The organism is Tahibacter aquaticus, from assembly GCF_004363655.1.
Lineage (GTDB): Bacteria > Pseudomonadota > Gammaproteobacteria > Xanthomonadales > Rhodanobacteraceae > Tahibacter > Tahibacter aquaticus.
Genome location: NZ_SNZH01000016.1, coordinates 114420 through 137715 on the forward strand (window position 1 = coordinate 114420; position 23296 = coordinate 137715).

At 67.2% G+C, this 23296-nt stretch carries 20 protein-coding genes; 9 read left to right on the forward strand and 11 right to left on the reverse strand.

Annotation, left to right across the window (positions count from 1 at the left end; genetic code table 11):
• Positions 1 to 24: 24 nt before the first annotated feature.
• From DFR29_RS22465 to DFR29_RS22510, 10 genes are all read right to left on the reverse strand, one after another.
• Entirely contained in the window at positions 25 to 2778 is a 2754-nt protein-coding gene (locus DFR29_RS22465) for a TonB-dependent receptor plug domain-containing protein (RefSeq protein WP_166654274.1), read from the reverse strand.
• A 281-nt stretch (positions 2779 to 3059) separates the two neighbouring features.
• Positions 3060 to 3557 (reverse strand): group I truncated hemoglobin, encoded by a 498-nt coding sequence (locus DFR29_RS22470; RefSeq protein ID WP_133820880.1) that lies wholly within the window; start codon positions 3555 to 3557, stop codon positions 3060 to 3062.
• Positions 3557 to 4435: a DUF3034 family protein gene (locus tag DFR29_RS22475; RefSeq protein ID WP_133820881.1), complete on the reverse strand. Its 879-nt coding sequence runs from the start codon at positions 4433 to 4435 to the stop codon at positions 3557 to 3559. The genes DFR29_RS22470 and DFR29_RS22475 overlap by 1 nt, the downstream gene beginning before the upstream one ends.
• 24 nt (positions 4436 to 4459) lie before the next feature.
• Positions 4460 to 6460 carry a protein kinase domain-containing protein gene (locus tag DFR29_RS22480; RefSeq protein ID WP_133820882.1) on the reverse strand — a complete coding sequence of 667 codons (2001 nt, stop codon included), beginning with the start codon at positions 6458 to 6460 and terminating at the stop codon, positions 4460 to 4462.
• Positions 6461 to 6463: 3 nt separating this feature from the next.
• Complete coding sequence (locus DFR29_RS22485) at positions 6464 to 7078, reverse strand: cupredoxin domain-containing protein (RefSeq protein WP_133820883.1); 615 nt, start codon at positions 7076 to 7078, stop codon at positions 6464 to 6466.
• A 794-nt stretch (positions 7079 to 7872) separates the two neighbouring features.
• Entirely contained in the window at positions 7873 to 8622 is a 750-nt protein-coding gene (locus DFR29_RS22495) for a class I SAM-dependent methyltransferase (protein WP_166654275.1), read from the reverse strand.
• Complete coding sequence (locus tag DFR29_RS29365; RefSeq protein ID WP_166654276.1) at positions 8619 to 10811, reverse strand: glycosyltransferase; 2193 nt, start codon at positions 10809 to 10811, stop codon at positions 8619 to 8621. The genes DFR29_RS22495 and DFR29_RS29365 overlap by 4 nt, the downstream gene beginning before the upstream one ends.
• Entirely contained in the window at positions 10808 to 11875 is a 1068-nt protein-coding gene (locus tag DFR29_RS29370) for a hypothetical protein (protein WP_166654277.1), read from the reverse strand. Before DFR29_RS29370 ends, DFR29_RS29365 begins: the two co-directional genes overlap by 4 nt.
• A 213-nt stretch (positions 11876 to 12088) precedes the next feature.
• A complete protein-coding gene (wecB, locus tag DFR29_RS22505; RefSeq protein WP_166654278.1) occupies positions 12089 to 13213 on the reverse strand; it encodes a non-hydrolyzing UDP-N-acetylglucosamine 2-epimerase in 1125 nt (374 codons plus the stop codon).
• Positions 13214 to 13292: 79 nt separating this feature from the next.
• A complete protein-coding gene (locus tag DFR29_RS22510) occupies positions 13293 to 15080 on the reverse strand; it encodes an aminopeptidase P family protein (protein WP_133820888.1) in 1788 nt (595 codons plus the stop codon).
• Positions 15081 to 15309: 229 nt separating this feature from the next.
• Between DFR29_RS22510 and pyrG the strand changes: the two genes are divergently transcribed.
• The 9 genes from pyrG (at position 15310) to DFR29_RS22555 (ending at position 22664) form a co-directional block, all read left to right on the forward strand.
• The gene (gene pyrG, locus DFR29_RS22515; protein WP_133820889.1) at positions 15310 to 16971 is read left to right on the forward strand and encodes a CTP synthase; all 1662 of its coding nucleotides are present in this window, start codon (positions 15310 to 15312) and stop codon (positions 16969 to 16971) included.
• Between the two features lie 2 nt (positions 16972 to 16973).
• Positions 16974 to 17807, forward strand: coding sequence for a 3-deoxy-8-phosphooctulonate synthase (kdsA, locus tag DFR29_RS22520; protein WP_133820949.1), 834 nt, complete (start codon positions 16974 to 16976; stop codon positions 17805 to 17807).
• The gene (locus DFR29_RS22525) at positions 17804 to 18202 is read left to right on the forward strand and encodes a hypothetical protein (protein ID WP_133820890.1); all 399 of its coding nucleotides are present in this window, start codon (positions 17804 to 17806) and stop codon (positions 18200 to 18202) included. Before kdsA ends, DFR29_RS22525 begins: the two co-directional genes overlap by 4 nt.
• A gap of 56 nt (positions 18203 to 18258) precedes the next feature.
• A complete protein-coding gene (gene eno, locus DFR29_RS22530) occupies positions 18259 to 19554 on the forward strand; it encodes a phosphopyruvate hydratase (protein WP_133820891.1) in 1296 nt (431 codons plus the stop codon).
• Positions 19555 to 19567: 13 nt separating this feature from the next.
• Positions 19568 to 19879, forward strand: a complete 312-nt coding sequence (ftsB, locus tag DFR29_RS22535; protein WP_133820892.1) for a cell division protein FtsB — start codon at positions 19568 to 19570, stop codon at positions 19877 to 19879.
• Positions 19876 to 20571, forward strand: a complete 696-nt coding sequence (gene ispD / locus DFR29_RS22540; RefSeq protein ID WP_133820893.1) for a 2-C-methyl-D-erythritol 4-phosphate cytidylyltransferase — start codon at positions 19876 to 19878, stop codon at positions 20569 to 20571. Before ftsB ends, ispD begins: the two co-directional genes overlap by 4 nt.
• Positions 20572 to 20797: 226 nt before the next feature.
• Positions 20798 to 21271: a 2-C-methyl-D-erythritol 2,4-cyclodiphosphate synthase gene (gene ispF, locus DFR29_RS22545; protein WP_133820894.1), complete on the forward strand. Its 474-nt coding sequence runs from the start codon at positions 20798 to 20800 to the stop codon at positions 21269 to 21271.
• Positions 21268 to 22305: a tRNA pseudouridine(13) synthase TruD gene (gene truD, locus DFR29_RS22550; RefSeq protein ID WP_133820895.1), complete on the forward strand. Its 1038-nt coding sequence runs from the start codon at positions 21268 to 21270 to the stop codon at positions 22303 to 22305. The genes ispF and truD overlap by 4 nt, the downstream gene beginning before the upstream one ends.
• Positions 22306 to 22442: 137 nt before the next feature.
• Complete coding sequence (locus DFR29_RS22555) at positions 22443 to 22664, forward strand: hypothetical protein (protein ID WP_133820896.1); 222 nt, start codon at positions 22443 to 22445, stop codon at positions 22662 to 22664.
• Positions 22665 to 22673: 9 nt separating this feature from the next.
• On the opposite strand, the gene DFR29_RS22560 is transcribed toward DFR29_RS22555, so the two are convergent.
• Positions 22674 to 23231 (reverse strand): Smr/MutS family protein, encoded by a 558-nt coding sequence (locus DFR29_RS22560; protein ID WP_133820897.1) that lies wholly within the window; start codon positions 23229 to 23231, stop codon positions 22674 to 22676.
• Positions 23232 to 23296 lie beyond the last annotated feature (65 nt).

The window sequence follows — 23296 nt, forward strand, 5'->3', positions numbered from 1 at the left end:
CCGTGCTCCTTGCCAAAGCAGGGCTCAGCCGCGGCCGCCACCGAAGCGGTAGTTGTACTGCACCCACCACTGGCGGCCGTAGACGTCGTACCAGCCGATGGAGTAGTACGGCCAGCCCGCGCTCTTGTCTACCGGCAGGGAGTTGCGCAGGTTGTTGACGCTGACCAGCAGGTCGGAGTTGCTGCCGATCTCGTAGCCGACGCTGCCGTTGTAGACCGTATACGAGCGGCGCAGGCCGACGTAGGCGTTGTCGGAAATCTCGCCGTAGCGCGTGCCGTCCAGGCGTGCGCTCCAGGCGCCCAGCTGCCAGGACAGCGAGGCATTCACCTTCTTGCGCCAGTCCGACTGCGAACTCAGGTCGTTCAGGTAGTCACGCACCGGATCGCCGGGGAATTGCTGGTAGACGTGTTCCAGCACGCGGGTAAATGCGGCGCGGGCCTGGAACTTGCCGATACCGTCGAGCGCGAAGCGGTAGTTCGCGCTGATGTCGATGCCCGAGGTGCGTTCGGTGGCCGCATTGACCGGATTGACCAGGATGTTGGTGACGGTATTCGGATTCACCGGCGCCGTAGCCGAGGTGCGTACGACGCGGGCGAAGGCGTCGCGGCACAGGGTCGAGTTCACGTCGATCGGCGTGCCCGACGGCGTGCGGCCCAGGCGGCAGTCGGCTTCGGTGCGCAGGATCTGGTCTTCGTCGAGATTGGTCACGCCGTCGCTGATGCGGATGCGGTAGTAGTCGGCCTGCAGGTCGAAATCGGCAACCGGCGACCACACGAAGCCGTAGCTCAGCGAATTGCCGCGCTCGGGCTTCAGCCCGGTATTGCCGCTGGAGGCGAAGTTCATGTTGTAGCTGACGTCGCAGCTGTTGTACGGCTGGTTTTGCAGGCGGCACTGGTAGTAGTCGGTGACGCCGGGGAAATAGCCCAGGGTGCTCTGCGCGAACAGGTAGTTCATGTCCGGCGCGCGGAACGAGGTGCCGCGGGTAGCACGCAGCAGCAGGGTTTCGTGCGGGCGGAATTCCAGCCCGGCGTTGTAGGTGCTCTTGCCGATCTGCTTGCCGTCGTAGCTGAAGCGGTCGTAGCGCGCCGCACCGGTGGCGGTCAGGGTGGAGAGGATCGGTGCATTCAGCTCGAATCCGGCGGCGTAGCGGTTGCGGCTGCCGTGTTCCAGGGTGGCGGCCGAGGTATTCCAGTAGACGCCGTTATTGATGCGCGAATCGGGCGTGTTGCGGAAGCCCTGGCGGCCGGTTTCCACCACGCCGGCAATGCCCAGCGGCCCGGCCGGCAGTTCCAGCAGATCGCCGTTGAAGCTGAAGCTGAGGTCTTCGGTCCAGGCCTTGTTGCGCGAGGTCGAGCTGGCGCTGAGGCGGCGGAACTCGTCCGTGGTCAGCGGCGTGATCAGCCGGGCGGGGTCGGCGTTGTAGGCGGCAAAGGTCGAGCCCTGGTAGTCGTGCGAGCCGGTGCGCGGGCCGAGGAAGAAATCGGTGATGCCGGCGAGCAGGCGCACGCGGCCCTGGTCGCTGACGTAGTCGGAACGGTTGGCCGCCAGCTCGTAGCGCCAGCCTGCGTCGCCCAGGGTGCCGTTGATGCCGAAGGTGAGGTTGGTCGAGCGTTGCAGGTAAGTGGAATTGTTGCCATTTCTCCCACCCATTTCTTCCGGCGTCAGCACGCGGCTCCAGTTTTCCAGGCGGCTGGTGGCCTCGTTCCAGAACGCACCGGCCGGTGCCGACCAGGTGGTATTGCGCACGTTGTTCTCCACGTCGGAGAAACCGAACATGAAGTCGCCGAACAGTTCGGTACTGTCGTTGAGCGCGTACTGCACGCTGGCATAGCCGGTGGCCAGCTTCTTCGCGGTCTGGATGGTGCGGTTGTTGTAATAGCCGTCGCTGCTGCAGTACGAACCGTCGTAGCGCGGGTTTTCGTAGGCACGCAGGCTGCCGTTCATCAGATGGCCGATACCGGCGCAACCGCTGCCGGGCAGTTCGTAGTAGTCGCCGGTGGCCGGGTTGCGCAGGGCGAACAGGGCGCCGGGCAGGTCGTCCGGGGCGTAGCGCGAGTAGCTGTTGGTCAGGCGCCGGTCGCCCCAGCGGATCGGTTCGCGGTTGGTCAGTTCCACGCCGAATACGGCCGACAGATCGCCGCGCGTGCCGCCGCCGCTGATCTGCACTCGCTGGTTGGCGCCGCCGCCCTGCTGGGTGCCGCCGACCTTGAGCGACAGGTCGATGCCCTGCTGCTTTTTCTTCAGCACGATATTGACCACGCCGGCGATGGCGTCCGAGCCGTAGATGGCCGAGGCGCTGCCGCTGAGGATTTCCACGCGCTCGATCATCACGCTGGGAATATTCGCCAGATCGACCGCGCTGACCGAGCCGTTGTACGCCACCGGGTAGTCGGCGACGCGGCGGCCGTTGACCAGTACCAGGGTGTGGTTGGGGCCCAGTCCGCGCAGGTTGATCACATTGGCCGCGGGCGTGAAGGTGCTGCCGAAATCTTCGCCCTGTACCGTGCCGGTGTTCTGTGTCACGGCGGTGAGCACGTCGAATACGCTGCGATACCCGCCGGCATCGATGTCGCCGGCATCGATCACGGTGACCGGCGAAGGGCCTTCCACCGTGGCGCGGGGAATGCGCGAACCGGTGACAGTGACGGCTTCCAGCTGCGCAGCCTTGGCCGGATCGGCAGAGGTGGCGTCGCCGGCCTGTGCCTGCGCAGGCGCATGGACAGCGAAGAGTAAAGCGGTGAATAAAGCAGAAAAAGACAGTCGTACAGAAGTGCTCATGCGTAATGCCTGGATTGCCGAGAGCGCGAACCTTCGCATTTGTACCTTTCGTGCCGCAATGCCCGCGGCATGATTTCTTCAGGCGCGCATATTCCGCAACGCCACTGCGCAGTTACGCATGCATTGCGGAAAAAGCAGGTAGCTCAACGGCTGGGGCGGTCTCGCGGCGCAATGGTCCGGACAGCTTCGCCGTTGCAGAACCGGGACTCCTGCGCGGTTCTGCAACATGGCCGCAGCCGGCCCGGACGTTGCGCCAGTCCTGCGCGGCGCGGTCGCCGCGTCTACTTGTGCAGGATGTCTGGACGCATCGGCGCAAAGATCTTCAGCATGCGGTTCTGCGTGCGGTAGGGCAGCCTGGCGTCTTCCATCGCGTCGATGAAGTCTTCGACGAAGGCGTCGAATTCTTTTTCCTTCAAACCCAGGCCGCTGTGGCTTTCGGCCATGCTGCGGCCGGAATAGGCGCAGGGGCCGCCGGATTCGTTGCAGAACTGTTCGCGGATCAGCCGGGCGAGATTATTGCGGTCGGCCTCGGCGAACAGGAAGGCGATGCGTTCGTCGGCATAGACGCGTTGCAGCAGTGCCTCGACCAGGGTGGCGACGCCTTGTTCTCCGCCGAGGGCGCGATACAGCGAATCATCGCGTGCGGGCGCATCGGCCGTGGTAGTCGATGCATCGGCCGCGGCATGCGGAGCGCCGTCCGCGGCCACGTTGCCGGCCACTGCGAGGAGTGCCATTGCCAGCAAGGCGCACGGGGTATGCAGTACGAAGTGGCGGCGCATCAGAAGGCTCCTTGCAGGGACAGGTACCAGCCGGTCTGGTCTTGCAGCGTGGCGACGGTGCCGAGATCGACGTAGGCGAGTACCAGCGACAGATGGCGATTGGGAAACCAGGCGATGAACAGGTCGCGCCAGTCGTCTTCCGGCAGGCCACTCAGATTGCCGGATTTGCGCCGGTATTCGGCGCCGATGGCGAAATGGCGCGACAGCAATACGCCGCCGGAGATTTCCGCCTGCAGTCGTCGGCCGGAATGCAGCGGTCCGCCGAAGCCGAGCAGGCCGGTTTCGTTGGCCCGGGTCCAGCGCGCCGTGCCGTTGATGAAGGCATTGAAATTGCCGACGCCGGCGAGAAATACCTTGGTCGCGCTGAGGTAGACATCCACATCGCTGTCGTCGGTCGCGCCGACCACGCTGGGAATCAGAAAGTCGCGATTCTTCTTGTACTGCACACCCAGCGAAACCTGCGGCCAGTCGGTATAGATCACGTCGCCGAAAAGGCGCAGCTTGACGCCGACTACGTGCTGGCGCAGGTGCGCGCCGGGCAGGCCGAGCGCCGGCCCCAGTGTGATCAGGTCAAGATCCTGCCGCGCCAGCGACAGTTCGATGCGGTTGAACAGGCCGACCGCCGCGCCCTGGCTGTCGAGGCGGTAGTCGCCCGTATCGACACGGCTGGCGAACGCGGTGGCACCGATTTCGTCGCCGGTGCCATAGCCGGTGATGGCGGCCCAGGGCACGATGCCGCCGCCCGCGCTGCCTTCGATCGTACTGGCGCCGCCAGTGGCGAGCTGGCGTGTGCCGGCGGCCGTGGCAGTGCCGGTTGCGAGCAGCGCCAGCACGCCGAGTAGCGCTATGCATTTATTGCCAAAGATATAATTTTTCATGGTGCAGATTTCCCTTGGCGTGCGTTACAGGCGACAGCGGTCCAGCTCGCGCTGGACGGCAACCGCGTCGGCAAAGCGTTTGGCCGGATCGCGTTCCAGGCAGCCCAGCAGCAGTGCCTCGATCGGCGGCGGTATTTCGGTCCACAGGCGCGATGGCGGCGTCGCCTCGCGCTGCACGCGCGCGCGGCACAGCTCGGCCGGGCTGCCGGACTGGGGCAGGCGCGAGGTGAATACTTCGGTCAGGATCAGGCCTAGCGTGTAGACATCGTCATGGTGGTCGGCCAGCTTGCCGACGATCTGCTGCGGCGACAGATACGTGGGATCGCTACGCAGCTGCAGTTCCGGACGCGCCGCATCGAAACCTGGCGGCGGTGGAGTCAGGCCCAGATCGAGCAACTGCGCAGCCATGCCCGGTGACAGCACGATGTTCGACGGGCGCAGGGCGCCGTGGGCGGTGCCGGCCGCATGGATGCCTGCAAGACCGGCGCAGATATCGCGCGCCACATGCAGCGCTGCATACAGGGGAATGCGGCCGGTGCGGGCCAGTGCCTGTTTCAGCGTGATGCCGCGCACGTATTCGCCGGCCACATAGATGCCTTCGTCGATCTGGCCGACATCGCCGATGCGCGCGACACCCGGGTGATTCAGGGCGGCGCCGGCACGCAGCAATTTCTTGATGTGCGCGGCATGTCCGGTGTCGGCGATGGCCGTCGGCCCGAGCAGCTTGAAGGCGACCACTTCGCCCTGGCGCCGGTCCAGCGCGCGATAGACCACGCCGCTCTGGCCCGCGCCGACGCGGGCATAGATTTCGTAGCGATCCGCCAGCACCGTCCCCGCCTGCAGGCGCGCGGCGGCGCCGTGATCGATCGCGGCAGCGGCGTCGCCGCGCGGCCCGGTTTCGCTGCTGCGCGTACGCTGGCGCAGCAAGTCGGCGCTATAGGCCTCGAAGTCGCGCTGTTCGCGCAGTTCGCCGACCAGCCGGCCCAGCGCCTGTCCCAGCGCGGCGCTGCCGCCGCTGCCGGCGACGGGAACCGGTTCCAGGGCACCAGTGCCGATGCTGGCAGCACTGCGGCTCAACTGGCCCAGCGGCGCCAGCAGCCGCCACCAGGCCAGTGCCGCCAGCAAAACGACGGCGCACGCCAATACGGCGCCGCCGACCAGCAGATCGGTGCGGACGGCTGCATACGGCGCGGCGACGGCAGTCTGTTCGAGCAGGGTGATCAACAGGCTGTTGCTGCCGTCCTCGGCGCTGGCTTGCAGCCGTACCAGCCAGCGGTTCGGCCCCAGTGCGAGCAGCTCGCCGCGGCTTTCCTGGCGGCCTTCGGTCCAGCCGTGCGCAGTGGCGGCTGCGAGCAGCTGCTTGCGCATATCCGGCTCGAGCGTACTGGCCACGACCTTGAAACCATCGGCGGTACGGGCGAGCAAGGCCAGGTCGGTGCCGGCGATCTGGCCTATGCGTCTGGCGCCAGCGTCGTCGACGAACTTGCCGCTGACCAGCACGCCTTCGCTGCTGCCGCCGAGCAGCAGAGGCTCTACTGCGATCTGCAGCAGCTGGCTGCGGCTGGACAGGTAGCCGCTGGCGGGCTGCAGCGACTGGATGACCTGGGCCACGGCCAGGTTGTGCGACAGATCCGAGCGCGTACTCTGGTAGGCCGAGGTGTCGACGATGGTGCGGCCCTGGTTGTCCAGCAGCAGGGCTACATCCATGTCGAGCTGGCCGCGGCGCTCGTCCAGCAGGTCGCGGATCGACGCGCTGTCGACCGCGCCGCCGCTGCCGCCGCGCAGCGATTGCGCGATGTAGCTGACGAAGCCCTGGTCGGTGCTGAGCTGGCGCGTGATCAGGCGCAGTTCGCGTGCGCGCGCGTCCTGCAAGGCGGCATGGGCCAGCGCCGCGCTCTGCAGCCGTTCGGCACCGAGGCGGCGCGCGTCCGTGTCGGCGCTGTGTAGCACGCGCCATCCGGCCAGGGCGATCAGGGCGAGCAGCAGCATGCTGCCCAGCACCAGCAGAATCTTTTCGGTACGCATGGATCAGCGCGCCGGTGGACGGTAGCTGGCACCGTCTTTGCGCTGGTGCTCGGGAATGACCGGCTTGGTCGCCAGCAGTTTTTCCAGCAGCGGTGCCGCCAGCGGCAAGCTGATTTCGCGCGCGATCATGCCGCTGCGCGGATGCCACAGACTCAGCGTGCCCGGGCCCGGCGGCAAGCCGGTCAGAGCAAAGCGGCCTTCGCCGTCGACGCGGGCAAACCACGGCGTCGGGGCGACGAGTACGTCCGCATGCATGCTGTGATGGACATTGCAGAAGATCTGCACCACGGTGGCGCGGTTGAACACGGTTTCGGCGCTCTGGCCTTCGCCATACAGGCCCAGGTCGAAGCCGGCGCCCGTGCTGGGCGAGTAGACGTTGTGCAGGATCTCGTCCTGGTTGGGGAACGACACCGTGCTGCCGGCCGGCACCACCAGCACTTCCGGCTCGAAGCGCTTGTTGCGCGTGACGATGCTGTAGCGGCCGGGCTTCGGCCGCGGGGCGCCGCGCGCGGGCACGAAATAGACGATGGTGTTGGTGATTTCGCCGGCCGCGATCTGCTGGCCCGGACCAGCGGCCAGCTCGATGCGGCCTTGTACCTGTTCATTGCCTTCGACCACGCCAGTCGGCGTTGCGGATGGTGCGGCGACCGCCGGTGCCGCATGCGCTGCTGGCTTTGCTGCAACAGCTGCCGCTGCGGGCTTGGGCGCAATGGGGGCGGCAGCGGGTTCGGCGGTAGCAGGCCTGGGCCCCGCCACGGGTTTTTCCCGCGCCGGTGCAGCAGGCGGTGGAGCAACCGGCGGCGCAGGTGACGGCAGCGCGGGCGGTGGCGGTTCTGCTGCATCCGTTGCGGGTGCTGGTGCTGGTGCTGCGGGCGGCGGCACTGGCGCGGCGGCCTCCGCGTTTCGGGGCGGTGGTGCGGCCGGCGCCGCGTCGCGCACTTCGTGACGTGTTCCGGCGCAGCCTGCGCACAGTAAAACGAAGGCCAGCAGTGCCGACCTGCTATCCCAGACTTTCGCTCGCATCGCGGTGTTTCCCCTAGTGTGTGCATGCCGAGGTGACTGCGGCGAACGCTGTTGCGATCACTCGCGCGAAAAATCCGGACCCCGCTCGATGCGCGGCGCAGGCTGCGGCGCGCAGAGTGAACGCGGTGTGCAAATTTCGCGTGATCGACGCCTTTGTTGTGCCTGTGCGTAATAACTTCCCACAACGGTACGCATGCGTATCCAAATGCAGGCGGTTTCAGGCGATAACGAAAGGCCAGTAATCAGCGTTGCCGCTGGCGCTGCGGGTTTTACACCGACGCCAAGTCGCAGCACATACGAAGGGTTTCGCCGGCGGATGCAGTGACGAAATGTAAATTTCGCTGCGCAGCCGGCAACAGTCGGCCGGCATATCGCTTCCCGCGCGGGGCTCAGCGCGCTGCCAGCACCAGGGTGGCGAAACGCGGTGCTGTGCTGCTGTGTGCGGCGTAGTCCTGTACCAGGGATTGCAGCGAATAGCCGGCGGCGGCGGCGAGGGCTTCCAGCGTGGCCGCGGAATAGGGACGGATGGTTTCGTCGGTACGCAGTTCCTGCAGCAGGCTGTCGTCGGCAGTGAGTACGCGATACCAGCGTTCGATGCGGTTGCTGCCGTCGGCATGCGCGGTGATGCGCTTGCGCCGTTCCAGGAAGCCCTGCTCGTGCGGACGGCGGTAGTCAAGGCGGAAGTCGGCGAAGCTGGCGACCGGCTGCGGCACGAAGGCGTCGAGCACCAGGCGGCCGTGGTTATCCAGCAACTCGCGCAGGGCTGTCAGCGTCGCCACCACGGCTGGCGGATCGGTGACGTAGGTGATCAGCGAATACGGCAGCAGGATGCTGCCGAAGCGCGCGCGCAGGGCCGGTGCACGCAGGTCCATCTGCAGCACGTCGGCGGCGAGGCCGCGCGCGGCGGCGTCGGCACGCAGGCGGGCCAGCATGGGCAGGGAGCGGTCGGCACCGGTGATGTCCAGGCCGGTGGCAAGCAGTTCGATCAGGATACGCCCGGTGCCGCAGCCCAGCTCCAGCACGCGGCCGCCCTGAGCGCGGCTGAATTCGCGATACCAGCCCACATCGTCGAAGGGCATGCTCTGGCCCATGTCGGTGGCGTAGACATCGGCGATCGCGTCGTAGGACCAGCTGCTCATGGCGTGCTCTCCGGACAAAGCGTGCGGTATACCTCGCGCTGGCGTGCGGCCATCGCATCCCAGGTGAAATTTTCCAGAATGTCTGTGTCTGCACATTCCAGCGTATGACGCAGGGCGCTGTCGCGCAGCAGCGGCGCTATCGTCGCGGCCATGCCGGCGATGTCGCTGCTGCTGCGCAGGCCCTGCAGTCCGGCCGCGGCGAAACCGCGCGCGCCGTCGGCGGTGCTGGCGCAGACACGCCCGGCGAGCAGCGACTCGATCAGCTTGATCGAGGAACCGCGGATATCCATCTGCGGATTGATGCTCAGGCTACATTCGGCCAGGTGCGGCGCCGGATCGACGAAGGCCGAGACTAGTTCGATGCCGGGCTGGCGCAGGCGTGCGTCCTGCTCGGCCACGGCGGCCGATTCGACGCCGCCGAGTATGCGCAGCCGCAACTGCGGGAATTCCGCCCGCAGCGCCGGCCAGGCCTGCTCGATGAAGGCGAGGATGCCGCTGCGGTTCTGCGCGTAGCGGAACGGGCCCATGAACAGCAGCAGCCCGTCGGGCGAGGGCGTATAGCCGGCACGGCGGTCGATCGCGCCGTTGCCGATCAGGCTAGCCGGCTGCGGCGCCAGCAGCGCGGCGTCTTCGTCCGAACAGACCACGACGGCGTCGTAGCGCGCGATCGCCGCGCGCTGCAGGGCATCGTCGGCACCGTCGCCCTGTGCGCTGACATAGACGTCGTGCAGGCACAGCAGCCAGCGCTGCTGCGCCGTGTGCATGTCGGCCAGTTCGACCAGCTCCATGAATTCCACTTGCACGATGTCGGGCTGGAACTGGGCGATGCGCGTCGCCAACTCGGCGCGCAGTCCGGGCCAGGCATGCCGCCGCAGCCTCGCGGGAAAGTCCAGCGGCGGCTCGCCGGCCCTGTCGCCGCGGCCTTCGAGCAGCTGGGCGCCGCGGAAATGCTGCAGCCAGGGTTCGGACGCGGCGCCGTACAGCGAGGCTTCGTCGCCGAGCAGGAAAAAATCCACCTGTTGCGAAAGCCGCGTGACCAGTTCGGCAATGCGCCGCGCGCCGCCGTGGGCCGGCGGGAACAGCGCGAACGGTGTGACCAGGATCACGCGCGGGCGCGGTTGTTCGCCCTGCGGCGCCGGTCCGTACCAGTAATCCTTGGTAATGCGCTCGAAACGCAGGCCGCACTGGCGCGCGCGTTCGGTCGCCAGGCGGCTGCGGAACGCGCGCCAGGCCAGGCCGATGCCGCGCAGTTCGCGGCGCGACGGCGCGTCCAGCCGCAGCAGACGGTCCAGCGTGCGCAGCGGGTGGCGTCGGGTCCAGCGATGACGCAGGTCGAACAGCAGCTCGTTGCGCTTGATCACGCGAGCGACTTCGGCCTCGTCGAAATAGCGCCGCACCGTGCCGCGGTGGTGATGGTGCGCGTGCGAGGCGGGGCAGAACACCAGTTCCCAGCCTTCGCTCCAGGCGCGTATGCCCCAGTCGGCGTCTTCCCAGTAGAACGGGCTGTAGTCGCGCGAATCGGCCACGTAGCGGCGCAATACCTCGGTGCGGCACAGCGACGAGCCGCCGCCCGGGTACAGATTGCCGCGTGCCACCCGGGTGGCGCCCGGGTCGCGTTCGTAGACTTCGGCGAAATCCGGATTGATATGGAAGTCGGACCAGCCGGTTTCCTCGCGACGGCGTGTGCTGTCGACGAAGAAGATCTGCGAGGTGATTGCGAATACCTGCGCGTGCCGGTACGGCAGCAGTTGCGCGAGTGCGTCTTCGGCCAGGCGCATGTCGCTGTTGAGCAGATAGCTCCAGCCATGGCGCGCGGCGCGCAGTCCCGCTTCGATCGCACCGTTGTAGCCCAGCGCTGCGGCGTGGAACTGCCAGTCGTAGCCGGGCCAGCGTTGCAGCAGCGCGGCATAGTCTTCGCGCGCTGCGCCGTTGACCACGACGATGACCTGGGTGGGTTCGCTCAACGGGGCCAGTGCAGCTTCCAGCGCGGCCAGCGTTTCCGCCAGCAGGTCTGGCGTGCCGCGTTCGGGCACGATCACCGACACGCCGCGCAGCGCCGCTCCGCGCGCCGTGCGCCGCTTGCCCGGGCGCCGGCGGGCGAGCTGGTCGGCCACCAGCAGCGCCGCGGCCAGCGGGAGATGCGGCAGCAGGCGCCAGGCGGCGCCGGCGAGTTCGCGCAGACGGCTCATACCAGCCATTCCGCGGCGGGCAGCGCCTCGCCCCGGCGTGCCTGGGCGAACCAGCGCAGCGCCTGTTCGGCAAACATGGCGCACCAGACATTCGGCAGGCGTTCGGGCGTATCGACACGGAACGGCAGCTGGCCGGCGGCGTCGACGCGCTGGCACAGATTGCGCACCAGCGTCTCGGCGGCGGCACTGTCGGCGGTACCGGTCAGCAGCAGTACGCGCAAGGTCTGCGCCAGGATGTCGCTGCGCGGCACCGGGGAATCTTCCGCTTCCGGCAGATTGCCCTGGGCGTCGGCCAGGGCCAGGCAGCGCTGCGCCAGCGTAGCGATGGGCTCGCGGCAGTCGGCTGCGGCGACCAGCATGCCTTCGGCGAAATACAGCGTGGGATGCAGCATCTGCAGCGGCAGCGTGGCGATCTGCGGCCGGTATGAAGCGGCCAGTTCGCGGCAGGCCGCAGCCAGGGTTTCGGGTACGCAATGGTGGCGGGCGGCCAGTTCCACGCGGGAGCTGGCTTTTACCTCGAACGGTCCGCCCAGGGTCGACCAGCGTTCGGGCAGTACATGGCCGGCGTGCAGCAGGCGTGCCGCGCGGATACGGCCGTCGCTGTCGACGAAGGCGGCGAGTTCTTCCACCAGCCGCGCCACGGCAAACCCGGGCAGCGCGATCAGGCCAGCCTCGCTGGCGGCGCAGAGACCGCGCAGCAGCATGGCCAGGTCGAAGAAAAACACCGCGTGGTTGCGCCAGTCGTCGCCGTCGCCACCGCCGAGATAGGAGCGTGTCGCCGGTACCTGGCCACTGGCCAGGGCGCGACCGGCCCAGTCGGCCGCGGCCTGGGCGTGCTGCTGCAGGCGTGCCTCGCCGTGGCTGCCGGCCACGTCGCCGAGCCAGTGCAGGTAGTAACCGGTAATTTCCGGATAGACATAGCGCGCACCGCCCTTTGCATCGAACGCGCCGAAGATGCCGCCGGCCTGGGCGCCGTCGCCGCATTGCACGCTGCCGCTCAGCAGCCACTGGCGCAGGCGCGCGGCGGTGGCGTCGGCTTGGTCGATCAATAGCGCGGCATTCATGACGCTTCCTTGTCCTGGTCGGGTGGCGGGGCAGTGGCTGGAGCGCGTCCTCAGCGACAGGCAGGGCTGCGATGTTTGCGGCAGGCCTGGCAGTCGAGGTGGCGCAGGGTAGTTTGAAGGTGTTCGATGTCGAACCGGCGTACGGACGCAGGACGGTGCAAAAACGACGCACCGTGCCCGGCATTGCATGACGACACAACGGCTGCCGCCATTTCAGGCGCGGTCGTGCAGGTGATTCGCGATGGCAGCGGCGATGCGTTCGCCGCTGCGCCCGTCGCCATAGGCCGATTCCGGCGCGAACGGCAGCCGCAGCGGCGCCGGCACGGCCAGCAGCCGGTTCGCCTCGGCCACGATGCGTTCGGTCTTCAGCGGCACCAGGGTGGCGGCGCCAAGCGCGACGGATTCGGGCCGTTCGGTGTTTTCCCGCACCACCAGTACCGGCGTGCCGAGATACGGCGCTTCCTCCTGGATGCCGCCGGAATCGGTAATGGCCAGGCGTGCATGGGCGAGCAGGGCGATGAACGGTCGGTAGTCCAGCGGATCGACCAGGTTGATGCGCGGATGCGCCGAGAGATGCCGGCGGATGCGGCTGCCGACAGCCGGATTCGGATGCACTGGGCAGACCACGCCGATGTCGTCGTGCAGGTCGAGCAGCTGCAGTACGGCGGCGCACACCAGATCCAGGCCACGGCCGTAGTTTTCGCGCCGGTGCAGGGTGAGGGCGATATGCCGCGGCGTATCGGGCAGGAATGGCAGCGCCAGCGGGCGCGAATCTTCCACCTGTTCGCGCAGCAGGTCGATCACGCTGTTACCGACCTGGAAGATGCGTTCGCCGGCGACGCCTTCGCTGCGAAGGTTGGCAGCGGCTTGCGCGGTCGGCGCGAAATTCAGCCGGGCAATCGGCGCGATGCGGCGGCGGAACAGTTCTTCCGGGAAGGGCCGGTAGGGATGGCTGGTGCGCAGGCCGGCTTCGACATGGGCCAGCGGCAGGCCCAGGTCGCGCGCGGCCAGTGCGGCGGCATAGGCGCTGGAGGTATCGCCCTGGCTCACGACCAGCGCGGCCGACTGCTCCCGCGCAACCCGGCGTACGCCGTCGCGCAGTGCGGCCAGTGCATGCGACAGCGAGGCCGAGGCAATCTGGGGGTTGACCAGGTCGCAGTGCAGATCGAGCTGGGCGAAGGTGCGTTCGACCATGGCCTGGTGCTGGCCGCTGTTGAGCAGCAGCGGCTGCAGCGAGGGCGTGGCGCGCAGGGCGCGTACGACGCTGGCCAATTTCAGGCATTCGGGACGTGTGCCCGCGACGACGAGGACGCGGGAGTTGGGGCTGTTGGCAGACATGGTCGGACGTCGTCCCTGCACGACGGCGTGGCTGGATGCGGTTGGAAAGCGATGTTGCGTGGAGTATGCGGCGCGCAGCTTACAGGGCGGCGCAGGCGGCAGCCAGCCAGTGTTGCGCGGATTCATCCAGCAGCGGCGACAGCTCGGCCTCGACCTGGGCGTGGTACCAGTCCAGCCAATCGCGTTCGCCGGCTTCCAGCATGTCGCGCTCGACCGGCCGCGTATCGATGGGACAAAGCGTCAAAGTATCGAAAGCCAGAAATTCGCCGAACTCGCCGCCGCCGGCAGACACCGTGGCAATCAGGTTTTCGATGCGTACGCCGTGGCGGCCGGGCCGGTAGATGCCGGGTTCGTTCGAGGTGACCATGCCGACGGCGAGCGGCTCGCCGCTGTCGCCGGCAGCCGGTGGACGTATCGACTGCGGCCCCTCGTGCACATTGAGGAAATAGCCCACGCCATGGCCGGTGCCGTGGCCGTAGTCGATGCCGGCAGCCCAGATCGGAGCCCGGGCCAGCGCATCCAGCTGCTGGCCGCTGGTGCCGCGGGGAAAGCGCGCGCGCGACAGCGCAATCATGCCCTTGAGCACCAGGGTGTAGTCGCGCCGCTGTTCTTCGCTGGTCGGACCGACGGCGATGGTACGGGTGATATCGGTAGTGCCGCCTTCGTACTGGCCGCCGGAATCCACCAGCAGCAGGCCGGCAGGCTCGATCCTGGCATGGCGGCCGGCACTGGCGCGGTAATGCGGCAGCGCACCGTTGGCCATGTAGCCGGCGATGGTGGCGAAGCTTTCGCCGACGAAGTCGGGCTGGGCCGCGCGCAATTGCCGCAGCTGGGCGGCAATATCCAGCTCGGTCAGGCCGCCGCTGCCAACGTTGTGTTCCAGCCAGATCAGAAACCTGACCAGGGCGGCGCCATCGTGGCGCATGGTCTGGCGAATCTGCGCCAGTTCGCCCGCTGTCTTGCACGCCTTGAAGCGCTGGCTGGGATTGACCTGCCGAACCAGCGCCACGCCTTCGGCAATGCTGTCGGTCAGGGCATGTACCACCCGGCGCGGGTCCAGCAGCAGGCGGGTGTCTTCCGGCAGGGCCGACAGCGCCGCGGTGGCCGCGCCGTAGTCGGCCAGTACGATGCCGTCGGCCCCCAGGGCGCGGCCGAGTTCGGCGGGGATCTTGCCCGGCGGCACGAACAGGATGGCGTGCTCCGGGCCGATGAACAGATGCGCCAGGAATACCGGGTTGTAGGGAATGTCGCTGCCGCGCAGGTTGGTGATCCAGGCCACGTCGTCGAGCGAGGACACCAGGTGATGACTGGCGCCTGCGGCGGCGACGGCTTCGCGCACCCGAGCCAGGCGTTCGCGCCGGGTCGAGCTGACCTTGTCGCTGCGATGTTCGCGCACGGCGGCGGTCGGCAGCGACGGACGTTCGTCCCAGATTTTTGCGACCAGGTCCAGGTCGGTGCGCAGGGCCAGTCCGCAGGCGCCGAGCCGGTTCTGCATCAGTTCCTGCATAGCCAGCGCCTGTACGTCGGCGGCGACGGCAACGACCTGGCCGGGTTCGAGCCGGGCACAAAGCCAGTCCAGGTGTTCAGGCGCATGTGCCAGCTTCAGGCGCATCAGCTGCACATCGCTGCCGGCCAGCTCCTGTTCGGCCTGCTCGAAATAGCGCGAATCGGTCCAGACGCCGGCAAAGTCCGCGGTCACGACCAAGGTGCCTACCGACCCGGTAAAGCCGCTGAGCCAGCTGCGGCCTTTCCAGCGTTCCGGCAGGTATTCGGACAAATGCGGGTCCGCCGAGGGTACGACGACGGCATCCACGCCGTGCTGGCGCAGGGCGGCGCGCAAGTCGTTCAGGCGTTCGCTGGGGCTCATGGGAGGCGATTTCGGACTCGGGGGCAGCCGGGCAAGCTAGCAACCCGGCCGTTACAGTACAAGCGCTTGCGCGCGTCGACGCTACGCGCAGCGGTGTCCGCGCGCGGGCCGTTGCGGCGCAGCAGCCGGGCCGGGCAAAGGCGCTATGTCCGGCGCGCCATTCACTTTTTGGCTCGCAGCGCGGCCGGGTTGCCGGTAAAATCGGGTTTTCCAGCCATCCCCGCTGCTCATGACCCCTCTGATCTTCGTTACCGGTGGTGTGGTGTCCTCGCTTGGCAAGGGCATCGCCGCCGCCTCTCTCGCGTCCATCCTCGAAGCCCGCGGCCTGCGCGTGACGATGATGAAACTCGATCCCTACATCAACGTCGACCCGGGCACCATGAGCCCGTTCCAGCACGGCGAGGTCTATGTCACCGACGACGGTGCCGAGACCGACCTCGATCTGGGCCATTACGAACGCTTCGTGCGCACGCGCCTGACCGGGCGCAATTCCATCACCACCGGCAAGATCTACGAATCGGTGATCCGCAAGGAGCGCCGCGGCGACTATCTCGGTGCCACGGTACAGGTGATTCCGCACATCACCGACGAGATCAAGCATTGCATCTACGAGGCCACGCGCGGCTACGACGTCGCCCTGGTCGAAGTCGGCGGCACGGTCGGCGACATCGAGTCGCTGCCGTTCCTCGAAGCCATCCGCCAGATCCGCATCGAGCACGGCCAGGAAAAGTGCCTGTTCATGCACCTGACCCTGGTGCCGTACATCAAGGCCGCCGGTGAAATCAAAACCAAGCCGACCCAGCATTCGGTCAAGGAACTGCGCACCATCGGCATCCAGCCCGACATTCTGCTGCTGCGCTGCGAGCAGCCGGTGCCGGACAGCGAACGGCGCAAGATTGCACTTTTCACCAATGTTCCCGAACGCGCCGTACTCAGCGCGATGGACGTGGGCACCATCTACCAGCTGCCGTCGTGGCTGCACCAGCAGGGACTGGACCGCCTGGTCATCGACCACCTGCGCCTGGATGCGGGCCCGGCCGACCTGTCGGCCTGGGATCGCGTCGTCGCCGCGGTGGAAAACCCCAAGGACGAAGTGACCATCGCCATCATCGGCAAATACGTCGAGCACAAGGACGCCTACAAGTCCCTGGGCGAGGCGCTGCGCCATGGCGGCATCAAGCAGTCGACCCGGGTCAACCTGCGCTGGCTGGAGTCCGAGCAGGTCGAGGCCGAAGGCGGCAGCGTGCTGAAGGACTGCGACGCCGTGCTGGTGCCCGGCGGCTTCGGCAAGCGCGGTTTCGAGGGCAAGGTGGCTGCAGCGCGCTGGGCGCGGGAGAACGGCGTGCCGTATTTCGGCATCTGCTACGGCATGCATGCGGCGGTGGTCGATTTCGCACGCAATATCGCCGGGCTGGAAGGCGCCAACTCCAGCGAGAACGAGAAGAACTGCGCTGACCCGGTCATCGCCCTTATCACCGAATGGCGTACCGCTGCGGGCGATGTGGAAAAGCGCACCGAGCAATCCGACCTGGGCGGCACCATGCGCCTGGGCGCGCAGGAATGCCGCCTCAAGGCCGGCACGCTGGCACGCAAGCTGTACGGCCAGGACGTGATCCGCGAGCGGCATCGCCACCGCTACGAGTTCAACAACCTGTACCGGCAGAAATTCGAAGACCTGGGCCTGGCCATTGCCGGCAAGTCCATGGACGACCTGCTGGTGGAAATGGTCGAGCTACCGAATCATCCCTGGTTCCTGGCGTGCCAGTTCCATCCGGAATTCACCTCCACGCCGCGGGAAGGCCATCCGCTGTTCATCGGCTTCGTCCAGGCGGCGCGGGAATACAAGGCTGTGCGCACGGCGCCGCGCCTGGCGCAGGTGGCCGGCGCATGAGCATGGAGCTGTGTGGATTCAAGGTCGGCCTCGACCAGCCGCTGTTCCTGATCGCCGGCCCCTGCGTGATCGAGTCGCTGCAGCTGCAGCTGGATACCGCCGGCACGCTGAAGGAAATCACTGCGCGTCTGGGCATCAACTTCATCTTCAAGTCGAGCTTCGACAAGGCCAACCGCACCTCGGGCACGAGTTTCCGCGGCCCCGGCCTCGAAGAAGGCCTGAAGGTGCTCGGCGAAGTGAAGCGCCAGCTCGGCGTGCCGGTGCTGACCGATGTGCACGAATACACGCCGCTGGACGAAGTGGCCAGCGTCGTCGACGTGCTGCAGACGCCGGCGTTCCTGTGCCGCCAGACCGATTTCATCCAGAACGTGGCCAAGGCCGGCAAGCCGGTCAATATCAAGAAAGGCCAGTTCCTTTCGCCCTGGGAAATGAAGCATGTTGCGGCCAAGGCCAAGGCCACGGGCAACGGGCAGATCATGGTGTGCGAGCGTGGCGCGAGCTTCGGCTACAACAACCTGGTGTCGGACATGCGCAGTCTGTCGGTGATGCGCGATACCGGCTGCCCGGTGGTGTTCGACGCCACGCATTCGGTGCAACTGCCCGGCGGCGCGGACGGCAAGTCCGGCGGCCAGCGCGAGTTCGTGCCGGTGTTGTCGCGTGCGGCGGTCGCCGTCGGCATCGCCGGCCTGTTTGCCGAAACGCATCCGGATCCGGACAAGGCACTCAGCGACGGCCCCAACGCCTGGCCGTTGGGCAAGATGGAAGCGCTGCTGGAAACGCTGCTCGAACTCGATGCGGTAACCAAGCGCGCGCTCGCGCGGGAATCGATTTCGTGAAGGCGAGCGCGTTTGCGGCTGCCCTGCTGCTGAGCGGAGCTGCGGCGGCGACGGAGGGTGTGACTTACGCTGGCCGCATCACGCCTGAGCAACTGCGTGCCATGGATACCACCTCGAAAATATCCCGCGCCGAGGCCGATGCGCTGCTTCGCACCGGCAAGCCTGCGTGCAGCCGCGGCACGCTGACCGTCGGCTTTGCCGATGGTGCGTTCGTGCGCGAGGAGCGCGCGCTGAGCGCCAAGGCGCTGATCGACGAGGTCAGGCGCGTGCCGCTGCGCAAGCGTTTCTCCTGCCTGCGCGTGGAGTCGCCGGTGTACGACCGCGAACAGTTCTTCCAGCTCGCCGATGGGCTGACCGACAAGTACAGCGTCAGCCTGTTCTGGCCCAAGCAATGAGCCCGGCGAATGACTTTTATTTTTCACTCTCGCAACCTTCCCAGAGCCTCTGACCGATGACCACGATCAGCAAGATCCACGCCCGCGAAATCCTCGACTCCCGTGGCAATCCCACGCTGGAAGCCGAAGTCACCCTGAGCAGCGGCCATACCGGCCGCGCTGCCGTGCCGTCGGGCGCGTCCACCGGTTCGCGCGAGGCCGTAGAGCTGCGCGACGGCGACAAGACGCGTTACCTGGGCAAGGGCGTGACCAAGGCCGTCGGCAACGTCAACACCACCATCGCCGCGGCGTTGGTCGGTTTCGAGGCGGATGACCAGGTCGCGCTGGATCGCAAGCTGATTGCGCTGGACGGTTCGCCGAACAAGAACCACCTCGGCGCCAATGCGCTGCTCGGCGTGTCGCTGGCCAATGCGCATGCGGTGGCTGCGGCGCGCGGACTGCCGCTGTGGAAGCTGCTGGCCGGCTCGCGCGCAGCGCGCCTGCCGGTGCCGATGATGAATATCGTCAACGGCGGCGCGCATGCGGACAACAACGTCGACATGCAGGAGTTCATGGTGCTGCCGGTGGGCTGCAGCAGCTTCTCCGAGGCGCTGCGTTGCGGCGCGGAAATCTTCCATGCGCTGAAGTCGGTGCTAAAGAGCCGCGGCCTGTCTACCGCCGTCGGCGACGAAGGCGGGTTTGCGCCGGATCTGAAATCCAACGAGGAAGCGGTAGAAACCATCCTTGAGGCGATCGCCAAGGCTGGCTACAGCGCCGGCAAGGACGTGTTCCTCGGCCTCGACGTGGCCAGCTCGGAATTCTTCGAGAACGGCAAGTACAACCTGTCCGGCGAAGGCAAGCGCCTGACGTCGGAGCAGTTCGCCGACTTCCTCGCCGACTGGTGCGCGCGCTATCCCATCATTACGGTCGAAGACGGCATGGCCGAAGGCGACTGGGACGGCTGGAAGGTGCTGACCGACAAGCTCGGCCAGAAGATCCAGCTGGTCGGCGACGATCTGTTCGTGACCAATACGGCCATCTTCAAGCAGGGCATCGAGAAGAAGATCGCCAACTCGATCCTGATCAAGGTCAACCAGATCGGCACGCTGACCGAAACCCTGGAGGCCATCGCCATGGCTGATGCTGCCGGCTACACCTCGGTGGTATCGCACCGCTCGGGCGAGACCGAGGACACCACCATCGCCGATATTTCCGTGGCGACCACGGCGACCCAGATCAAGACCGGCTCGCTCTGCCGCAGCGACCGTGTGGCCAAGTACAACCAGCTGCTGCGCATCGAGGAAGCACTGGGTTCGGCAGCGACGTATGCGGGCAAGCAGGCGTTTCCGAACCTGCCCGAGCTGTTTCGCTGAGACCTGACCTGACGTGCTGCGCTACGCCGCCCTGATTCTGCTGATCTTGCTGATCGGCCTGCAGTTGAAGCTGTGGACCGGTGCCGGCGGCGTGCGCGACGTGGACAGCCTGCGCCAGACCGTGGCGCAGACCAAACGCGAGAACGAGGAGCTGAAGGCGCGCAACGAAGCCCTGGCGGCGGAAGTGCGCGACCTCAAGGAAGGGCGCGCGGCGATCGAGGAGCGCGCTCGTTCCGAGCTGGGCCTGATCAAGCCGGGCGAGACCTTCTACCAGATCGTCGAACCGTCGGCTGCCGCCCCGGCACCGACGCCGCAGCAGAAATGAGCCGTCACTGGTGCGTAGTGCCGGCGGCCGGCCGCGGCCGCCGCTTCGGCGGCGAGGTACCCAAGCAATACCTGCGCCTGGGCGAAAAGCCGCTGCTGCTGCATACGCTGGAACGCCTGGCCGCGCATCCGCGTATTGCCGGGCTGATGCTGGTGGTGGCGGCCGACGACGCCGGCTGGGCGCAGGGCCTGGTCGAAGTGCTGGGCAAGCCGTTGCTGCGCACCTGCGGCGGCGCCGAGCGCGCCGACTCGGTGCTGGCGGGATTACGCGCGCTGCCGGATTCGGTCGGCCCGGTGGATTGTGTACTCGTACATGATGCTGCAAGGCCCTGCGTGCGGCCGCAGGATATTTCCCGTCTGCTCGACCTGGCCGTGCCTGCTGGCGGCGGCCTGCTGGCGGCGCCGCTGCGCGATACCCTCAAGCGTGCCGACGCGCAGTCGCGCAGCGTGGCGACCGAACCGCGCGAGTCGCGCTGGCGTGCGCTGACGCCGCAGGTGTTTCCCCGTGCTGCGCTCCAGGCCGCGCTGGCCGACGCGTCTGCGGCCGGCATTGCCATCACCGACGAGGCGATGGCGATGGAACGCGCCGGTTTCGCGCCGCTGCTGGTCGAAGGCGCCGAGGACAATATCAAGGTGACCACGCCGGCCGATCTGCTGCTGGCGGAGTTTCTGCTCGCGAAGATGGAGCGTTGAGGTCAATACATAGGTTGGGGTAAGCCGCCAGGCGCACCCCAACATCGAGGTATTTCAACCAACGAAAAGCCCGTGGCGAAGGAAAGACCTCGCTATGCGCTTCCTGGGGCATCGACACAGGCGATCGGCTTCGGCATCGGCTTTTGGATGGTGGGCCACCTCGATATCGGGGGGCGCCTGGCGGCTTGCCCCAACCTACGTTTTTTTCTTTTTCCACGAGACGACAATGCGCATCGGACAGGGTTTCGACGTACACGCCTTTGGCCCCGGCGACCACACGATGCTGGGTGGGGTGAAGGTGCCGCACACACACGGCGTGGTGGCGCATTCTGACGGCGATGTGGTCATCCATGCCTTGTGCGATGCGCTGCTCGGCGCGTTGGCACTGGGCGATATAGGCCAGCATTTTCCGCCCAGCGACGAACGCTGGCGCGATGCGGACAGCCGCAGCTTCCTGCGTCACTGCCAGCTGCTGCTGCGCGAGCGCGGCTATCGCCTGGGCAATGCGGACATCACCGTGATTGCCGAACGGCCCAAGGTCGGGCCGCACGCGCCGGCCATGCGCGCCGTGCTGGCGGCCGACCTGGACTGCAGCGTGGACGACATCAGCGTGAAGGCCACGACCAGTGAGAAGCTGGGTTTTACCGGCCGCAGCGAAGGCATTGCGGCGATGGCCGTCGTGCTGTTGCAGCGCGCATGAGTGCCTGGCCGCGGGCGCACGGCGGAGCAGTGCTGCTGGCGCGCCTGCGCGCGCAGCCGGAAGATTTCTTCGTCGACGAGGACCTGGGCTTTGCCGCCGACGGCAGCGGCGAGCACGTATTGCTGCGGGTGGAAAAGCGCTCGGCCAATACCGAATGGGTGGCCAAGGCGATTGCGCGCTTTGCCGGCGTGGCGCCCGAAGCGGTCAGCTATGCCGGGCTGAAGGACCGCCATGCAGTGACGCGGCAGACATTCTGCGTGCCGGTGCCGATCAAGCGCGAGATCGACTGGAGCACGCTGGCCAACGACGAATTCCATGTGCTGGAGGCGCAGCGGCATGGGCGCAAGCTCAAGCGCGGTGCACTCAAGCGCAATTGTTTCCGCATCCAGCTGCGCGAGGTACGGGGCGATGCCGCACAGGCCGAGCAGCGCCTGGCCGCGATGCGCGCGGGCGGCGTGCCGAACTATTTCGGCGAACAGCGCTTCGGCCGCGACGGCGACAATGCTGCGCGTGCGCTGGCCATGTTCGCCGGACGGCGCGTGCCGCGGCACGAACGCAGCCTGCTGCTGTCGGCGGCACGCTCCACCCTGTTCAACGCGGTGCTGGCGCAGCGCGTCGCCGCGGGAGACTGGGACCAGGCTGTCGAGGGCGATGTCTGGATGCTGGCCGGCACGCACAGCATCTTCGGTCCCGAGGCGGCAACGGACGAGCTGCGCCGGCGCCTGCGCGAGGGCGATATTCATCCGACCGGCCCGCTCTGGGGCGAAGGCGCGCTGCGCAGTGCGGCTGCCTGCGCCGAGCGCGAACGCACGGTGGCTGCGCAGCAGGCGGAACTCGCGGCCGGCCTGGAGAAAGCCGGGCTGGCGCAGGAACGGCGCAGCCTGCGCCTGTACGCCCAGGAGCTGAGCTGGCAGTGGAACGACGCCGGCCTTTGCCTGCAGTTCGCCCTGCCGGCGGGCTGCTATGCCACGACGTTGCTGCGCGAGCTGGCCGAGTTTGCTGTGGTCGACAGCCCAGGGGCGATGCAGGAATAGGCGCCAGCGACTGCGGCTGTAGCGGAAATCGCGAGTTGGGCCAACGGCGCTTCCGCGCTGGAAAACGCTTCCTATACTGAATTCACACCGCGCCGCCAGACCGGGCGCACGACGAATTCACGCAGGAGGAATACCCCATGAAACGCGCACTTTGGATCGGCCCGGTAATGCTGCTCGGCCTGGCTCTGGGCGGCTGTGCCACCAGCGGCGGGCCGTCCTCGGCCAAGGCTAGCTATGGCGACAACGACAGGATCGACCAGGAAAAAATCGTCTCGGTGAACAAGTGGGCCAGCGATCGCGGCTACGCGGTGACCTGGGTCAACTTGCCGCAGAAGAACAAAAAGAACAGCGACGACTGATCCGACGGCTCAGCGCTTCAGCTTGAGCAATACCACCGCCGCCCCGGTTCCGCCCTGTTCGGACCGGGCCGAGGCGAACGCGACCACGTCGTCGCGCTGACGCAGCATCTTGTCCACCAGCCGCTTGATCACCGGACCGCCAGGGCGCGAACGCAGGCCCTTGCCGTGGATCAGCTTGATGCATTGCAGGCCGCGGCGCTGTGCCTCGGCCAGGAAACCCACGATCGCTGCACGCGCGACCTCGCCGGTCATCTGGTGCAGGTCGATCTCGTCCTGCACGCTGAAACTGCCGCGCTTGAGCCGCTTGAGCAGGTCCGGGCGATAGCCGTCGCGCAGGTAGCTCAGCTCTTCGCCGATCTCGATCTCGGCAGGGTCGAACTGCATGGTCAGCAGTTCGTCCAGCACGCGGGCCTCGTCCAGGGCGAACTGGCGCGCTTCCGGTTCGGGCCGCGGCAGCGCCTGGGCCGGTTCGGCCGGCTGGTGCCGGCGTACCGGGCCTATGGCCTGTTCGAACAGTTCCCGGTCGGCGTCGCTGACCAGCGGAGTGAGGCGTTGGCGCTTGCGCATGGAAATCCGGTCGCGGCGTGAGCTTGGCGGCAATGGTGCGGCCAAGCCGGGCTTGCGGCAATGCG

Bases quoted from the DNA above. Each gene is read 5' to 3' on its own strand.
- DFR29_RS22465 (WP_166654274.1), bottom strand. From the start codon at position 2,778: ATGAGCACTTCTGTACGACTGTCTTTTTCTGCTTTATTCACCGCTTTA.
- DFR29_RS22470 (WP_133820880.1), bottom strand. From the start codon at position 3,557: ATGCGCCGCCACTTCGTACTGCATACCCCGTGCGCCTTGCTGGCAATG.
- DFR29_RS22475 (WP_133820881.1), bottom strand. From the start codon at position 4,435: ATGAAAAATTATATCTTTGGCAATAAATGCATAGCGCTACTCGGCGTG.
- DFR29_RS22480 (WP_133820882.1), bottom strand. From the start codon at position 6,460: ATGCGTACCGAAAAGATTCTGCTGGTGCTGGGCAGCATGCTGCTGCTC.
- DFR29_RS22495 (WP_166654275.1), bottom strand. From the start codon at position 8,622: ATGAGCAGCTGGTCCTACGACGCGATCGCCGATGTCTACGCCACCGAC.
- DFR29_RS29365 (WP_166654276.1), bottom strand. From the start codon at position 10,811: ATGAGCCGTCTGCGCGAACTCGCCGGCGCCGCCTGGCGCCTGCTGCCG.
- DFR29_RS29370 (WP_166654277.1), bottom strand. From the start codon at position 11,875: ATGAATGCCGCGCTATTGATCGACCAAGCCGACGCCACCGCCGCGCGC.
- wecB (WP_166654278.1), bottom strand. From the start codon at position 13,213: ATGTCTGCCAACAGCCCCAACTCCCGCGTCCTCGTCGTCGCGGGCACA.
- DFR29_RS22510 (WP_133820888.1), bottom strand. From the start codon at position 15,080: ATGAGCCCCAGCGAACGCCTGAACGACTTGCGCGCCGCCCTGCGCCAG.
- pyrG (WP_133820889.1), top strand. From the start codon at position 15,310: ATGACCCCTCTGATCTTCGTTACCGGTGGTGTGGTGTCCTCGCTTGGC.
- kdsA (WP_133820949.1), top strand. From the start codon at position 16,974: ATGGAGCTGTGTGGATTCAAGGTCGGCCTCGACCAGCCGCTGTTCCTG.
- eno (WP_133820891.1), top strand. From the start codon at position 18,259: ATGACCACGATCAGCAAGATCCACGCCCGCGAAATCCTCGACTCCCGT.
- ispD (WP_133820893.1), top strand. From the start codon at position 19,876: ATGAGCCGTCACTGGTGCGTAGTGCCGGCGGCCGGCCGCGGCCGCCGC.
- ispF (WP_133820894.1), top strand. From the start codon at position 20,798: ATGCGCATCGGACAGGGTTTCGACGTACACGCCTTTGGCCCCGGCGAC.
- truD (WP_133820895.1), top strand. From the start codon at position 21,268: ATGAGTGCCTGGCCGCGGGCGCACGGCGGAGCAGTGCTGCTGGCGCGC.
- DFR29_RS22555 (WP_133820896.1), top strand. From the start codon at position 22,443: ATGAAACGCGCACTTTGGATCGGCCCGGTAATGCTGCTCGGCCTGGCT.
- DFR29_RS22560 (WP_133820897.1), bottom strand. From the start codon at position 23,231: ATGCGCAAGCGCCAACGCCTCACTCCGCTGGTCAGCGACGCCGACCGG.